The 14480-nt window shown below is 62.0% G+C and carries 14 protein-coding genes and 1 other RNA gene; 6 read left to right on the top strand and 9 right to left on the bottom strand.

All coding sequences use genetic code 11. The features are described 5' to 3' along the window. Nucleotides 1–590: 590 nt before the first annotated feature. The 4 genes from ADJ70_RS13515 to ADJ70_RS13500 form a co-directional block, all read right to left on the bottom strand. The gene (locus ADJ70_RS13515; protein ID WP_050342251.1) at nucleotides 591–1250 is read right to left on the bottom strand and encodes a DedA family protein; all 660 of its coding nucleotides are present in this window, start codon (nucleotides 1248–1250) and stop codon (nucleotides 591–593) included. A gap of 71 nt (nucleotides 1251–1321) precedes the next feature. Next, nucleotides 1322–1413, bottom strand: an RNA gene (gene ffs / locus ADJ70_RS13510) — signal recognition particle sRNA small type. A 594-nt stretch (nucleotides 1414–2007) separates the two neighbouring features. Then, a complete protein-coding gene (locus ADJ70_RS13505) occupies nucleotides 2008–2436 on the bottom strand; it encodes a hypothetical protein (RefSeq protein ID WP_050342249.1) in 429 nt (142 codons plus the stop codon). A gap of 178 nt (nucleotides 2437–2614) precedes the next feature. Continuing rightward, nucleotides 2615–3232, bottom strand: coding sequence for a hypothetical protein (locus ADJ70_RS13500; protein ID WP_050342247.1), 618 nt, complete (start codon nucleotides 3230–3232; stop codon nucleotides 2615–2617). A gap of 252 nt (nucleotides 3233–3484) precedes the next feature. Here ADJ70_RS13500 and ADJ70_RS15530 point away from each other — a divergent pair, with 252 nt between their 5' ends. Then, nucleotides 3485–3610, top strand: coding sequence for a hypothetical protein (locus ADJ70_RS15530; RefSeq protein WP_256381295.1), 126 nt, complete (start codon nucleotides 3485–3487; stop codon nucleotides 3608–3610). Between the two features lie 215 nt (nucleotides 3611–3825). Here ADJ70_RS15530 and ADJ70_RS13495 read toward each other — a convergent pair whose 3' ends face one another. After that, entirely contained in the window at nucleotides 3826–4851 is a 1026-nt protein-coding gene (locus tag ADJ70_RS13495; protein WP_050342245.1) for an N-acetylmuramoyl-L-alanine amidase, read from the bottom strand. Between the two features lie 237 nt (nucleotides 4852–5088). Between ADJ70_RS13495 and ADJ70_RS13490 the strand changes: the two genes are divergently transcribed. The 3 genes from ADJ70_RS13490 to amrS all read left to right on the top strand — a co-directional run bounded on the left by ADJ70_RS13490 (nucleotide 5089) and on the right by amrS (nucleotide 9383). Then, nucleotides 5089–6915, top strand: coding sequence for an adenine deaminase (locus ADJ70_RS13490; RefSeq protein ID WP_050342243.1), 1827 nt, complete (start codon nucleotides 5089–5091; stop codon nucleotides 6913–6915). Between the two features lie 99 nt (nucleotides 6916–7014). After that, complete coding sequence (amrA, locus tag ADJ70_RS13485; protein ID WP_050342241.1) at nucleotides 7015–8451, top strand: AmmeMemoRadiSam system protein A; 1437 nt, start codon at nucleotides 7015–7017, stop codon at nucleotides 8449–8451. Further along, a complete protein-coding gene (amrS, locus tag ADJ70_RS13480) occupies nucleotides 8448–9383 on the top strand; it encodes an AmmeMemoRadiSam system radical SAM enzyme (RefSeq protein WP_083444050.1) in 936 nt (311 codons plus the stop codon). The genes amrA and amrS overlap by 4 nt, the downstream gene beginning before the upstream one ends. 110 nt (nucleotides 9384–9493) lie before the next feature. Here amrS and pgi read toward each other — a convergent pair whose 3' ends face one another. Both pgi and ADJ70_RS13470 read right to left on the bottom strand, forming a co-directional pair. Beyond that, nucleotides 9494–11185: a glucose-6-phosphate isomerase gene (pgi, locus tag ADJ70_RS13475; protein WP_050342238.1), complete on the bottom strand. Its 1692-nt coding sequence runs from the start codon at nucleotides 11183–11185 to the stop codon at nucleotides 9494–9496. Between the two features lie 124 nt (nucleotides 11186–11309). Continuing rightward, the gene (locus tag ADJ70_RS13470) at nucleotides 11310–11864 is read right to left on the bottom strand and encodes a hypothetical protein (RefSeq protein WP_050342236.1); all 555 of its coding nucleotides are present in this window, start codon (nucleotides 11862–11864) and stop codon (nucleotides 11310–11312) included. Between the two features lie 138 nt (nucleotides 11865–12002). On the opposite strand from ADJ70_RS13470, the gene trxA reads away from it, so the two are divergent. Further along, the gene (trxA, locus tag ADJ70_RS13465) at nucleotides 12003–12320 is read left to right on the top strand and encodes a thioredoxin (protein WP_050342233.1); all 318 of its coding nucleotides are present in this window, start codon (nucleotides 12003–12005) and stop codon (nucleotides 12318–12320) included. A 154-nt stretch (nucleotides 12321–12474) separates the two neighbouring features. Then, nucleotides 12475–13197 carry a phosphatase PAP2 family protein gene (locus ADJ70_RS13460; RefSeq protein ID WP_050342229.1) on the top strand — a complete coding sequence of 241 codons (723 nt, stop codon included), beginning with the start codon at nucleotides 12475–12477 and terminating at the stop codon, nucleotides 13195–13197. Here the strand turns inward: ADJ70_RS13460 and ADJ70_RS13455 are convergent. Both ADJ70_RS13455 and ADJ70_RS13450 read right to left on the bottom strand, forming a co-directional pair. Next, the gene (locus tag ADJ70_RS13455) at nucleotides 13178–13633 is read right to left on the bottom strand and encodes a metallophosphoesterase family protein (RefSeq protein ID WP_050342227.1); all 456 of its coding nucleotides are present in this window, start codon (nucleotides 13631–13633) and stop codon (nucleotides 13178–13180) included. The two genes, ADJ70_RS13460 and ADJ70_RS13455, sit on opposite strands and share 20 nt — an antisense overlap. An 11-nt stretch (nucleotides 13634–13644) precedes the next feature. After that, nucleotides 13645–14388, bottom strand: a complete 744-nt coding sequence (locus ADJ70_RS13450; protein WP_216597277.1) for a LytTR family DNA-binding domain-containing protein — start codon at nucleotides 14386–14388, stop codon at nucleotides 13645–13647. Nucleotides 14389–14480: the final 92 nt, after the last annotated feature.

The following is a 14480-nucleotide window of genomic DNA, read 5'->3' as shown; positions in this document are numbered from 1 at the left end:
TCACCTGATCGCCGCCGTACGCACGTGCCGCCCAAAGGCTTCTGACGCCCGGCCAAACGCAAGCGGTCTGTCGGGTGCTTAGTCCTATGGCAACGGTAGTCTCTTTTGGTCCCTCTCGCAAACGTCAATGGCGCAAATGCAAAATCTTGGGCGAATCAGCAGGAATGGCGGCGGGGACAGGAGGGCTGGGACGGGGGCGTCGGGGTGGCGTGGGACACCTCACGCAAAAGCGCATTCTGATCTCGGCGGCTCACGGAAAAGCGCATTCCGTGCGCACGCAATCACGCAGAGTGCGCCTTTCCGTGATGTCGCACGCACAGAGTGCGCTTTTCCGTAGAGTGCGCTTTTCCTGAGCTGGGCAAACGTCGAGACACCTCACGCAAAAGCGCATTCTATGCCCAGCGGCTCACGGAAAAGCGCATTCTGGGGAGCTGCCCTCACGGAAAAACGCACTGCGTCCACTGCCCCACAGAAGACCGGACGCGCGGCTCACGGAAAAGCGCATTCTCCATCCCGCGCACGTACAGAGTGCATCTTTACGTGAGAAGCCACGAGCAGGGCGCCCATCCGTGAGGCACGCTCTTGCCTACCTAAGAAACAGAGCGCTTCTTAAGGTGACTCCGGACGAGACCCACGACCGTAGGCACAAGTGACACAGCCACGATACCCACGACGAGCAGCTCGAAGTGCTCCTTCACAAACTCGATGCCACCAAAGAAGTAGCCCAAGAGCGTGAACAGCGTTGACCAGGTGATGCCACCAAGCACGTTCCAGAGCACAAAGTTGTGCCACTTCATACCGCCCATGCCCGCAATGAACGGCACGAACGTGCGAATGAACGGAAAGAAGCGCCCCAAGAAGATGGCCAAGTGGCCCCACTTATCAAGAAACACCTGACTTTTCTCCATGCGCTCGGGTGTCATGGCCTTGACCCTGCCCGACGCGACGATCTTGCGCCCAAAGAAGTGGCCAATCATAAAATTGCACTGGTCACCCAAGATGGCCGCCACCCACACGATGCCGAGCAAGATGAAGATGTTGAAACCACCGCCATCACCGCCATGCGCAAAGAAGCCCGAGGCGAAAAGCAGGGAATCGCCTGGCAGAAAGGGAAAGAAGACGACGCCCGTCTCGATAAAGATAATGAGGAAAACGAAGCCATAGGAGACGAAGGGCCCCATCTCGATAGCAGCTTCTATGGACTTACGGGGGTTACGCAACAGATTGACGATGAAGTTGACGAAGTCCATATACGAGGCCCGTTTCTTGGCAGTGGGGAGCAAGACAGGAAGCGCATGTCACGATGTGCACATGCAGCGCGCTCGATGGGAGCGGACGCCCGCCAGAGGCCCCTTATGGCTGCTACCTTCCGGTCCTGACCAGGTTCGAGGTGTGACGCCGCCCGCACCCGTCGAGCGCGCTAACAGACTAATTTTAGCAAACCCTTCCCCACGCGACGAGGCCGCACAAACAGCACATCAAAAGCGCGAAAGGTCGCGGGCGGATTCTCTCCTCTCTTATATTCTTCTCTCTTATATATGTAGGGTCGGCACAGTCACGACCCTCATCGATCCGCCTAGGCCACGCGTGCGTCTCTTTGGTCCTCTCCCCGTCGCTCATCCCAGCGAACCTCGAGACCGTCGGGACGGCGGGCATCTTCGTAGCAAAGACCTACGTATCGAGCGCGCTGAGCGGGAACTCCACGGAAGCCGACGCAAGCGCGAAGTGAGTGAATCACTCACTTCAGGAACATGATGTGAGTGATTTCTCGACCAAAAATTGGTGTTACCTTCGGAGAACAAAATACATACGGCCAGGTCAGAGGCTTACTGAACAGTATCTCGAAGTGAGTGAATCACTCACATCGCGTGGGGAGGGGCGGAACGGCGGGGATGAAGACGGCGAGGTACTGGGACGAGTGAGGGCGTCGTAAGCGGCGACACCCCGTAAGCTGTACCTTTAATTTCCGCTCTTCGATCATCAGGCTGCTTCTCTCCTCGTTCGGTTCTACGACCATAGGTAGCGCAAGGACCTCGCGCATATCGACAGCCACGCCGGCGACCCCCGGTCCTCGGGGTCGAGCGCCGACAGCCAGCAACCGATCATAACCTTCTCGCAACGTGCCAGAATTTCCAGCACCCACAGGTCCGGTAGTCGCCTCCTCTCCATATAGACCATGAGATCATCCAGGTAGAAGAGCCGCCCCGTAACGTTCATGCCGACGCCAAACCTCGTGACGAGAAGATTCACATCCGAATAGACGTCGTCGAAGCCCTCAAATACCATGTCGCAGCTCCCTGAGGGTGCATTAGGCTCGTGCAGGTCGTCGATGTGCAGCGTCAGGGCGCCTCCCGTCACGTCCAGACCCGCGAGCCTCCCGTCGTGCACCTGCGGCAACTGCGTGACATCGCGCAGAAGGTATCTTTCCTCATCCATACAGTATCCAGCTCTCATATGCAACACGTAACGGTTTCCCGAGAGCGAGGCCACCGAGCCAGCCACCAACAGCTACGAGGCACTCACCCGGCCTCATCGGTACTCCTCAGGAATGCCCCAGCCATTATCTTTCAGCCACTTTATCATTTTTCTGGTCAAGTGGGGAGCCACCTTCCCGTCATGCCCCCCAGGTCCCATCCATATTCAAAGACTTATAGTCACCTTTGAAATGAATATGTGGCTGAGCGCCAGAAGCAGTATTCCCGGTGTCGACACGATCCACTTCCTTTGGTGCCTGGCGTCTGCCAACCTGCTTCTGCATTTGATTGGGCGAGGTTGACTTAACCTTGGGCGTATCTGGTTTAGTCTGATCTTCTGCCGCACCCTTTTCAGTAGCGCCCTGCTCGGTCTCAGCCTGTCCGGCCTCAGCCTCGGCTGCTCCCTTCTCGGCACCACCTTCTGCAGCGGTGGCACCCTCTTCGACGGTAGCGGCGCCCTCCTCGGTAGCTGTGGCTGTGCCCTCGATAGCCTCACCCACAGTCTCGGAGCCAGTCTCCTCAGCCTCCTCAGCCACCCCACTGCCCAGCGCCCCGAGAAGAGGGCCGAGGGCCTTGGCGACACCCTTACCCAAAGCACTGAGTCCAGGCGTGGCCTTCTTCTCCACATCACTCATCCCGGCAGATTCTGGGGCCGTGGCAAGTGCCTTTGTAATGAATGACCGTGTATCGAGCGGATTAAGCGCCACGACGAGCGCGAGGAATACGCTCATGAACCTTCTGAACCACTTGTTTGTCATGCCAACTCCTTCCATGCCCATCACACCTTAGTGCGCCTTGCCTGTGTAGCCTTTAACCCGCATGATGGCAACCACGGAAACGGGCAGGCCACCTCGCGAAGTGAGTGAATCACTCACTTCAGGAACATGATGTGAGTGATTTCTCGACCAAAAATTGGTGTTACCTTCGGAGAACAAAATACATAAGGCCAGGTCAGAGGATTACTGAACAGTATCTCGAAGTGAGTGAATCACTCACTTCAGGAATATGATGTGAGTGATTCACTCACATCGCGCGGGGAGGGGCGACGGGAGCGAGGCGGCACGGGAGAAGACGACGAGGTGGTGGGGATGGGCGGGACGGCGGGGGCGAAGGCGGCGAGGTACGGGGACGAGTGAGGGCGTCGTAAGCGGCGACGCCCCGTAAGCTGTACGTTTTCGTCGCCTTACAGAAACACTACCTGGGTGTTTATCGAGCGACGTGACGAAACATACAGTTTGGAGGGACTCCCAAGCATGAGTGGGCAGAACGGCCCTCGAGAGGACCGTTCTGCGAGAGTCTAAATGCGAACCGAAAAAATCTACCTCCCGGCCCCGGCCTCGCACACCTCCGCTCAGTGGTGCCTGCGAATGCGCTGGTAGCTCTCGAAGTAGGGGTCGAAGTTGGGTTCCGTGTCCGAGTTCGAGGGACGCCAGTCGCGATGCTTGATGATCGTCGACTGAAAGCCAAAGTAGGTATCGATGTAGCGTATGATCTGATCGAGCTTGTCGAGCTGTGCCTCGGGATAGTCCTGGCCCGTGAGGTGGACCATCTCGATACCTACGGAGTAGGAGTTCATGCCGTAGGAGGTGTAACCTGACCACGGCGTGACGCCGTAAAGGTCGTCCCCGTTGCCCTTGCCGTCGTTGGACCCGACGCCAAACTTGCTATCAAAGTCCCCAGGACCACCCCAGCCCGCATGGTGCAGGATCTGGTTCAGGCGCCCGCACTGAACGAGTGACCCGTCGCGCCCTATCACGAAGTGCGCCGCCACGGCACCACTTCGCGAGTTCTTCCAACCCTCAACGACGCTGGCGGGGCTACCCGCAACCTCGGTGTCGTGGAGCACGATGTACTTCTGGACAGCCTTCGTGCCGTGGTTGAAGTGCTCTCCCTGGATCCACTGAGCCCCCAGCTCAAGGGCGCCGGTCGTCTCGTTAAAGTGGTACTCGACGCCGTCGATCGTGGCACTGCCCGTCTGCAGGTGGCCTCCCGCGTCGTCGCAGTAGACGGCCTTGCCGCCATCGTTTCCCCCCGAACCGTCGTCTGTGGCAACCCACTTCCAGCCGCGCTGCACGTTGTCAGGGGCGGGTGTACCGCTGCCAGCCTGAGCCCCATCTTCCGTCTTGGCCGGGTCAGGTCCCGAGAACGTTATTCCTTGATCCAGCTTTTTGGCATCGGACGTGTTCTCGACGACCTCCGGTGTCACAGGCTGCGGCTGCGGCGCATCACCGTCTGGCGACGCGGCTGGGGAGGCGTCACTCACCGTGTCTTGCGAGCGCGACGGCGAGAGGGCAAAGGCAACGGCACAGCCCACGCCGGCAACGAGCACCACCGCCACAATAAGGTTTCTGAGCCACGCATGACTTCTGTATCCCACAGTCCACACCTCTCTCAGGCCAAGAGCCAACACTCACAGGTCCCATGATAGCGCTGTTGCGCACGCGACACTCACTTGCGCTACTCTACCGACAAAGGACGGACGAGGATAACGTCCGGAAGAGCCGGCGGACGAGGATGGCGCGAGGGAAGGCCGTCGGACGGCAAGGGGCCGCAGACGGCAAGGGGCCGCCGGGCGGCAGCGATGACAGCCAAGACGCGAGGATGCGAGGACACCATGATTAACCGCTTCTGCAAGATGCCGCTTTGGGAGTGCAACGATACGCTGGTGAGGGTCGCGCAGGGGCAGCAGCCCGCAGAGCTCGTGATCAAGGACGCGCACCTGGTGAGCGTCGACACGCGCGAGCTGCTGGAGCACGCAGACATCGCCATCGCCTGCGGGCGCATAGCCTACCTGGGCATAGGTGGCCACTCGGCAGCCCACTGCATAGGCAAGACCACCGAGGTCGTCGACGCCAACGGACTCTTTGCCGCGCCCGGCCTCCTCGACAGCCACATACACATCGAGTCATCGATGGTGGGGCCCTCCGAGTACGCGCGCGCCGTCGTGCCGCACGGAACCGTGGGCATCTACGCGGACCCGCACGAGGTCGCAAACGTCTGCGGCCTCGACGGCGTACGCGCGATGTGGGAGGACGCGGCTCGCACGCCGCTCAAGACGATGCTCACAACACCCTCCTGCGTACCCGCCGTCACGGACGTCGAGGATACGGGCGCTAGCATCGACGCCGCGCAGATCGCAGAGTCCATGACATGGCCCGAGACCTGCGCCCTCGGAGAGATGATGAACTTCCCGGGCATCCTGGCGTGCGAGAAGAACGCCTTAGACGAGGTGCGCGAGACCCTCAAGACCGACCGCGTCGTGACCGGCCACTACGTGACTCCCGACATCGATCGCGGACTTGCGGCCTACATCGCCTCGGGCGCCTCGTGCTGCCACGAGTCGGGCAGCGTCGCCGACGTGCTCGCCAAGCTCCGCATGGGTATGTATGCGCAGCTCAGACAGGGGTCGGCATGGCTCAACCTCCCGGGGTATCTGCCCCAGCTCATCGAAAGTGGCGTGGACATGCACCACTGCCTGCTCTGCACGGACGACTCTCACCCCCACACCATCGTGAGCGACGGGCACATGGACCGCGTGGTGCGCGACGCCGTTGCGCTGGGCCTCGACGCGGTCGTGGCGCTGCAGCTGGCCACGATCAACGTGGCGGAGTACTTTGGCGTGGGGCGCGACATGGGATCCATAGCCCCCGGCAAGTGCGCGGACATCGTACTCTTTGAGGACCTGCGCGACTTCAGGGCGGTCAGGGTCTGGATCGACGGGAGTCAGGTGGCCGAGCGAGGGCAGGCCCTCTTTGACGTGAGGCCCTTCGCGTGGCCCACGTTCATGACGAGCACGATGAACCTGGGCGGGCAGCTCTGTCCCCAATCGTTTGAGTTCAGGGAGGGAGAGGGCCGCCCCGACGGCAGCTGCCAAGTGCGTGCGATGGCCGTAAGCGGTGGAGACACGATCACGCAAGACAGCGTGGTCGAGGTGCCCGTTCGGGGAGGCAAGCTTATGGCTGACCCCGACCATGACATACTCAAGGTATGCGTCTTCGACCGCCACCACGCAGACGCAGGAACCTTCTCCCACGGCTTCGCAACGGGCTTTGGCATACACGGGGCGCTCGCGCAGACCGTGAGCCACGACGCCCACAACCTCCTCGTGATGGGCGACAACGACGCGGACATGCTGCTCGCGGCCCGCACGCTCGAGGCCTGCGGCGGCGGCGAGGTGGCCGTCCAGGATGGCAAGGTGCTGGCGCTCGTTGAGCTTCCCGTCTGCGGGCTCATGAGCGACGGGCGCGTGGAGGTCGTGAGCGAGAAGGTCTCGAGGATCGAGGAGGCCTGGCGCACCATGGGCTGCAGGCTGCCCTCACCCTTCATGACCATGGGCGTGATGTCACTCGCCTGCATCCCGGTGCTGCGCCAGACCAATCGCGGCTACGTGAACTGCGTCAGCTTCCAGACGGAGCCACTGATCGTGGAGGAGACCGCATAGAGCCGCTGCGGGAGCAGGCGCCCGGCTCGTCCATGGCAGGCGCCCGGCTCGTCTAGTATAGTCATGGGTGATTTCTGCTTCACGAAAGAGGAGGGATCCATGGCCATTCTTGCCGCCTACGCCGTTCCGCATCCACCACTCATCGTCCACGCCGTCGGTCACGGTCGCGAGGAGGAGATCCAAGCGACCGTCGCTGCCTATCGCGAGATGGGAAGGCGCATCTGCGAGCTCTCGCCCGAGACCCTCGTCATCTCGTCTCCGCACTCGATCATGTACAGGGACTACCTGCACATCTCGCCCGGATCCGCAGCCTCTGGGAACTTCGGCCACTTTGGTGCCCCAAAGGCATGTCACCACGTGCGCTACGACGAGGCGTTCGTGAGCTCACTTGGGGCTGCAGCGGCGGCAGATGACCTTGCCGCCGGCACCGAGGGCGAGCAAGACCCTGCGCTCGACCACGCGACTATGGTCCCGCTGCACTTCATAGAGGAGGCCTATCGCGAGGCGGGGCGCGATATGGACTTTAGGGTTGTTCGCATAGGAATCTCGGGACTTTCCCCTGCGGCGCACTACCGCCTGGGCACGCTGATACAGCGAGTGGCCGACGTGCTCGGCAGGCGGGTCGTCTACGTGGCGTCAGGGGACCTCTCGCACAAGCTCACGAAGGACGGGCCCTACGGCTTTGCGCCCGAGGGACCCACGTTCGACCGCATCGTGTGCGACGCGTTCTTGTCAGGAGACTTCCTGCCGCTACTCGCGATGGACCCACGCCTCGCCGAGCGGGCGGCCGAGTGCGGCCTGCGCAGCTTCCAGATGATGGCAGGAGCACTCGACCAGACAGAGATTCACCCCGAGCTGCTCAGTTACGAGGGACCCTTTGGCGTGGGCTATGCCGTGGCCGCCTTCACGCCCTGCGGACCCGAGCGCGGCTGCCCAAAGCGTGACTACCTCAGCGTGTACGAGAAAGCCCGCGCCCGCGAGCAGTCAGGGCGCAGGGCGTCCGAGGATCCCTATGTACGTCTGGCTCGTCTCTCGCTCGAGACCCATGTGCGCGACGGGGGGCGCGTGCGACTTCCGGACGACCTGCCCAAAGATCTCGCGCTGCCCGATGAGCTCGCGACGACACGGGCAGGCTGCTTTGTGTCGCTCAAGAAGGACGGTGAGCTCAGGGGCTGCATCGGAACCATCGCCCCTACGAGGGAGAGCCTCGCTGCAGAGATCTGCGCCAACGCCGTGAGCGCTGCGGTGCATGACCCGCGCTTTGCTCCTGTGCGCGTAGATGAGCTCGACGAGCTTGTCTACGACGTGGACGTGCTGAGTCCCCCAGAGCCGATCGAAGGTCCCGAGCAGCTCGACGTGCGCCGCTACGGCGTCATCGTAAGCACGGATGACGGAAGGTGCGGCCTTTTGCTCCCAGACCTCGACGGCGTGGACACGGTGGACGAGCAGATAGACATCGCCGCACGCAAGGGAGGCATCGATCTTGCGCGCGACAGCTGGCGACTCGAGCGCTTCGAGGTCGTGCGCCACACATGAGCGCCTGTACGACCGTGCCTCGGTCCCCCACTGCGGCCGCCGCCACGGCCACCCCCACCGCGACCGCAGCCGCCGCCACAACCAGAGCCGCGACCACCGTCACCTGCGACGTCTGCCCGCACGCCTGCCGCATCCCCGAGGGTGGCATGGGGCGCTGCCGTGCTCGAGGCAACGTGGGCGGGCGCATTGTGGCCACAGGCTATGGCCACATCACCTCGCTTGCGCTCGACCCCGTCGAGAAGAAGCCGCTCGCCCGCTGGCGACCGGGAAAGCTGCTGCTCTCGGCTGGGTTTTATGGCTGCAACCTGCGCTGCCCCTTCTGTCAGAACTGGCAGATCTCGCAAGCGGGAGAGCATGACGTCCCCTGGCAAGAGATCACGCCCGCAGAGCTGGTCGAGACCGCCCGCGGCGCACACAGGCGCGACGGGCGCGTCGTGGGGATCGCCCACACCTATAACGAGCCGCTCGTCGTCTGGGAGTACATTCGCGACGTGGGCACGCTCGCACACGAGGCCGACTTGGCCAACGTGCTCGTCTCGAGCGGTTGCGCACGCCCGCACATCATAGACGCGCTCGCGCCCCTCATCGACGCAGCAAACATCGACCTCAAGAGCTTCCAAGCCAGAACCTACGAGCGCTATGGGGGCGATCTGGACACCGTGCGCGCAGCCATCGAGCGGCTCGCGGCTGAACCCAGCTGCCACCTTGAGGTCACGACCCTCGTCGTGCCGGGCGAGAACGACTCTGTCCAAGAGATCGAGGCCATGGCCAAGTGGCTAGCCTCCCTGGACGGAGACATCACCTACCACCTGACGCGCTTCTTTCCCAACTGGCTCATGCAAGACCGTGGCCCGACGCCCGTTAAGGACATACGCGCCCTCGTGGAGGTGGCGCGTCGCTGGCTTCCCCACGTGTATGCGGGCAACTGCTAGCCCCTACCGCTCGCCTCCGGACCCAAGTCCGGAGGCACGGCATGTCACGCAACACTCAGGGGCGCCCCGCCACGGCGCGCAGCACCGTGGCGCCCGGGGGCGACTCAGGGCTACCTGCGATGGGCGCGGTAGTACGCGATGAGGGCCTTGGTGCTCTCGTCTTGGGTGGCGAGGGCCTCGTCGTTGTGGAAGGCGGGTGTGATCTGCTTGGCAAGCTGCTTGCCCAGCTCGACGCCCCACTGGTCGTAGGAGTCGATCCCCCATACGCTGCCCTCGACGAAGGTGATGTGCTCGTAGAGCGCGATCAGCGCCCCCAGCGTGCGAGCATCGAGCGTATCACCAAAGATGGAGGTCGTCGGGCGGTTTCCGGCAAAGCAGCGCGCTGGCACCATCCACTCTGCCGTACCCTCGGCGCGCACCTCCTCGGCCGTCTTTCCAAAGGCCAGGGCCTTGGTCTGGGCAAGGAAGTTCGCCAAGAAGAGCTCGTGGACGTCCTGCTCGCCGTCCTTGGCGGGGTTGGGCGTGTTGGCAAACGCGATGAAGTCCGCTGGGATAAGACGAGTGCCCTGGTGGATGAGCTGGTAGAAGGCATGCTGGCCGTTGGTGCCTGCCTCGCCCCAGAATATCTCGCCGGTCTTGGTGGTGACGGGCGTCCCATCCCAGCGCGTCGACTTACCGTTGGACTCCATCGTGAGCTGCTGCAGGTATGCGGGAAAGCGATGCAGGTACTGGTCATAGGGCAGGACGGCATGGCTCTCGGCACCCCAGAAGTTGACGTACCACACGTTGACGAGTCCCATGAGGGCGACGACGTTCTCCTCGAGCGGCGTCTTACAGAAGTAGCCATCTATGTCGTGGAAGCCCTGCAGGAACTGAGAGAAGCGCTCGGGACCAAAGGCAATGATAAGGGAGAGGCCCACGGCGGCGTCAACCGAGTAGCGCCCGCCGACCCAGCTCCAGAAGCCAAAGGCGTTCTCGGGGTCGATGCCAAAGTCGGAGACGAGCTTAAGGTTGGTCGAGACGGCCACGAAGTGCCGCTTGATGGCCTCTGTCAGCGACCTGTCGGAGCCGTCGATAGCCCCTTGTGCCTTCAGGCCCTCGAGCAGCCATGCCTTCGCCTCGCGAGCGTTGGTCATGGTCTCGAGCGTGGTGAAGGTCTTGGAGACGACAATCACGAGCGTGGTCTCGGGGTCGAGGTCACGGGTCTTCTCGGCCATGTCGTTGGGGTCGATGTTGGAGACGTAGCGCACCTGAACGCCACCATCCGCATAGGGCTTGAGCGCCTCGTACACCATAACTGGACCCAGGTCCGATCCGCCTATGCCTATGGAGATGACGTTCTCGATCCTCTTGCCCGTGACACCCTTCCACTCGCCAGAGCGAACCCTCTGTGAGAAGGCGTACATGCGGTCGAGCACCTCATGAACATCCTTGACGCAATCCTGCCCGTCTACGACGAGCGTGCCGGCCTCACGCGCAGGACGACGAAGCGCCGTGTGGAGCACCGCTCGATCCTCTGTCGTATTGATGTGCACGCCATCAAACATAGCCGAGCGCCTCTCCTCGAGGCCAATGGCCTTGGCTAGGGCGACGAGGAGCTTGAGGGTCTCGTCGGTCACGAGGTTCTTCGAGAGGTCAAAGTGCAGCCCTGCGGCATCAAAGCTGAGCTTCTTCACGCGCTGGGGATCGTTGGCGAACAGCTGCTTGAGGGTAACCGACTCCTTGAGCTTGTCAAAGTGCTTCTGCAGCGCCTTCCACTCTGAGGTCTGGGTCACGTCGATCGGTGCGGGAACGTTTGCCATGTCTGCTCCTCTGCCTTGAGTCCTGCCGCCGATGCGCCGATGCGACACCGGCACATAATAATAGTTCCATGATAGCCGATGGGAGGGTGTTCCGAACCAAGATAGCGCGTCGAAGCGCTCAGCGTCAGTAGGGCTCGCCGAGCGGGGGAAGCTGCTTGAGGCGCGCCCACATAAGTTGCTTCTGACGCTGGTCCAAAAGGGCTGCCGCGAAGCCACCGAGGTTCACGGCGCGCATGCCCAGAAGGGGCACGACCCAACCGGCCTCAAGCGCAGACTGGCGTGCGTCAGGAAGTGAGGAGAGCTCGTCCGCATAGGCCCCGCGCACCGCAGCTGCGGCCGCGTCATCGCAGATGATGAGCGTCGAGGGATCAAGGGTAACGACAGTCCGCACGAGCGTGTCTGCGGTAAGACTTCGACCGTCACGCAAACACGTCGCGGCCGCACACCAATCCTCGGGCGCATAGCCCAAAGCCGCGAGCGACGCCCTGAGCGCGTCACCATCCGCACCCGAGAGCAGGGCCGCCCCCTCCCGTTCCTGCCGCGAGAGCTCCCCCTTGAGGAAGCACACGCTCGAGAAGGCGTTGCCTGCCAGGACGACACCTGCGGCCTCGAGCCTCGCGACTTCGGTGGCCACCTTGTTCACGAAGGCGAGCCTGCGCTCATCTCGCGTTGTTGCCATCTCGCCCCTCCGCCCTACTCGAACGCTCGACTGAAACTTCACGAATACCATTCTATAGCTGCAACCGTCCCACGTTCTGGGTATAAGCGCTGCATACGCAATGACCGCGCACTCATGCGCACGTTAGAGGAGAGACCAATGTCCAACGCACTGACCGCTTCCGATTTTGACCAGCTTGTCGCCGGGGCGGACAAGCCCGTCCTCGTTGACTTCTGGGCAGCCTGGTGTGGCCCCTGCCGGGCCCTGGGCCCCGTGGTAGAGGAGGTCGCAGAGGAGATGTCCGAGAGGCTCGACGTCTACAAGTGCAACGTCGACGAGGAGTCGGAGCTTGCCCAGCAGTTTCAGATCGTCTCCATTCCCACACTCATCCTCTTCAAGGGCGGCAAGGCCGTTCACACCATGGTCGGCAGCATGCCGAAGGCCGATCTCATAAAAGAGATCGAAGCAAATCTGTAAGGCTTGTACTCAGCTTTTACTCGTCGGTAGTTGATCATGACGAGTCGTCGGTTTGCCGTAAGCCGCCTGTTTCCGGTGGCATTCTCGCGTTCGGTTCGTGTAGTCGGGACGGCTGCATATGCGGTCGTCCCTTTGTTTTGGAGTGTGGTCGCAGGTGAGTACCCAAAGCAAGAGGGCGCATCGGACGTTTGCCAGGCTCGTGCGTGATAACCTGCGCACCATCATCGTGGTTGTAGCCGCACTCATCTTCATGCGGCTTGCGCAGGAGATCCTCGCGGGCGAGGCCGTCAAACTCGATTCCTGGGCCTATGAGCTGGTCGTCGTCTATATGCGCAGACCGTGGCTCACGCCCGTCATGCAATCGATCTCCGAGCTCGCGCTACCGGTGGTCCTGATCGTGATGCTGCTCGCCGTCGAGGCATTTGCGCCGGGCAGACGGCCCGCAATCTGTGCGGGAGTCAACCTCGTACTCGTACTCGTACTCAACGTGGTGCTCAAGCAGATCGTCCACCGCCCCCGCCCCGAGGGTTTTCGCCTCATCGCCGAGACAGGGTACAGCTTCCCCTCTGGCCACTCCATGATCGCAATGGCGTTCTACGGACTGCTCGCATGGATGGTGTGGCACTACGAGAGGGACCGCTTCGTCAAGTACCTCTGCATGAGCGGGTTTACGCTCGTCGTGGTAGCGGTGGGGCTCAGTAGGATCTACTTGGGAGTTCACTATGCCACCGACGTGCTGGCAGGATTTTGCGTCTCGCTCATGTGGCTGGGGCTCTACACCAAGATCTTCGTACCGCTCTTTTTGCCAGACGGAACAGGCCCCCAAGCTGTGGACAGAAAGCCCGAGGTGTCCTCGCCTAGCTCGCGAGCTGGATAATCTCGGCCGAGAGGACCTGCCCTTCCTCGGCCATGATCCGCCCCATGCTGGGTCCGCTCGCACGTGGATGGGTGGGGCTTCCGGGGTTCATGACCAGAGTGCCGTAGCGCTTGTCCCTCTCTACGAGGGGGCGATGTGTGTGACCGCAGACAGCGACGTCGCAGACGGCAAGGTCAAGGCGCTCTCGATAATGACATACCTGCCAGCGTAGCTTACTCGAGTAGAAGCGATAGTCTCGCTTGGCGAAGGGGCCGTAGTCGTACCCGTAGTCATTGTTGCCGATGCAGAACTTCACCGGTGCGATGTCCTCGAGCCTGTGCAGGTCTCTCGCCGAGCAGATGTCGCCCGCATGCACAATGACATCAGCACCCTCAAGCGCATGGAGCAGCACGTCAGAGAGGTACCCGTGTGTATCGGCGATGATGTCGTATCGCATGCCTCACCCCATCAGAGTCCGAGGGCGCGCTTGAGTGTCACGACGCGCCTCCGCGAGACCGGTATCTTCTTTTCCGGTATGTTCTTGATGCCCAGCTGCAGGATGCCACTTGCGATGACCTCAATGTCCTCGACATGCTCGAGGTTCACGATGTATCCACGATGCACGCGGAAGAAACCGTGCGTGGTAAGCTTCTGCTCGAGCTTCGCGAGCGAGACGGTCGAGAGAAAGCGTTCGCTCCCGGTATAGATGCAGGAGTAGTCGTCCTTGGCCTCGATGTAGTGAATCTGGCTCACCGGAATGAGCACCTTGCGCCCACCCTTCTCGACCGGAATGCGCTCGACGGAGGACTGCGCGTGGGTGATGGGCTTGCTGCGCGCCTCCACCTTGTCGAGCGAGTGGATGAGCCTGTCGGTCTCGACGGGTTTCATCAGGTAGTCGATGGCGTCCACGTTGAATGCCCTAAGCGCATACTCGCTGTAGGCCGTCACGAAGACGACCGCAGGCGGGTTCTTGAGTTGATGCAGGGCCTCCGCAAGCTGCATGCCCGAGGTCTTGGGCATGGCAATATCCAAAAAGAGCACCTCGATGCCACGACGGCGGTTAACATTCTCCTTGCGACGGACGAGGGCCTCGACTGCCTCCCTCGCGTTGGAGGCCTCCTCTATGCAGTCGATACGACCCGTCTCCTCGAGCAGGAACCTCAGCTCGGAGCGCGCAGGCTCCTCGTCATCGACGATAAGCGCGTTCATCATGCGGCAATCACCTAGCCTTCTTTGCCCTAGACGAAGACACGACGTCGGACCACGTAGCGCGCGGACGCCCCGTGCCTTGTTGATGAGCCCTG

Origin of the sequence: Olsenella sp. oral taxon 807 (assembly GCF_001189515.2) — a bacterium.
GTDB lineage: Bacteria > Actinomycetota > Coriobacteriia > Coriobacteriales > Atopobiaceae > Olsenella_F.
This window is presented reverse-complemented; position numbering and strand designations above follow the sequence as displayed.

What these genes read in the sequence shown, in the direction of transcription:
- ADJ70_RS13515 (WP_050342251.1), bottom strand. Translation starts at nt 1,250, where the DNA reads ATGGACTTCGTCAACTTCATCGTCAATCTGTTGCGTAACCCCCGTAAG.
- pgi (WP_050342238.1), bottom strand. Translation starts at nt 11,185, where the DNA reads ATGGCAAACGTTCCCGCACCGATCGACGTGACCCAGACCTCAGAGTGG.
- ADJ70_RS13470 (WP_050342236.1), bottom strand. Translation starts at nt 11,864, where the DNA reads ATGGCAACAACGCGAGATGAGCGCAGGCTCGCCTTCGTGAACAAGGTG.
- ADJ70_RS13455 (WP_050342227.1), bottom strand. Translation starts at nt 13,633, where the DNA reads ATGCGATACGACATCATCGCCGATACACACGGGTACCTCTCTGACGTG.
- amrS (WP_083444050.1), top strand. Translation starts at nt 8,448, where the DNA reads ATGAGCGCCTGTACGACCGTGCCTCGGTCCCCCACTGCGGCCGCCGCC.
- trxA (WP_050342233.1), top strand. Translation starts at nt 12,003, where the DNA reads ATGTCCAACGCACTGACCGCTTCCGATTTTGACCAGCTTGTCGCCGGG.
- ADJ70_RS13500 (WP_050342247.1), bottom strand. Translation starts at nt 3,232, where the DNA reads ATGACAAACAAGTGGTTCAGAAGGTTCATGAGCGTATTCCTCGCGCTC.
- ADJ70_RS13505 (WP_050342249.1), bottom strand. Translation starts at nt 2,436, where the DNA reads ATGGATGAGGAAAGATACCTTCTGCGCGATGTCACGCAGTTGCCGCAG.
- ADJ70_RS13450 (WP_216597277.1), bottom strand. Translation starts at nt 14,388, where the DNA reads ATGATGAACGCGCTTATCGTCGATGACGAGGAGCCTGCGCGCTCCGAG.
- ADJ70_RS13490 (WP_050342243.1), top strand. Translation starts at nt 5,089, where the DNA reads ATGATTAACCGCTTCTGCAAGATGCCGCTTTGGGAGTGCAACGATACG.
- amrA (WP_050342241.1), top strand. Translation starts at nt 7,015, where the DNA reads ATGGCCATTCTTGCCGCCTACGCCGTTCCGCATCCACCACTCATCGTC.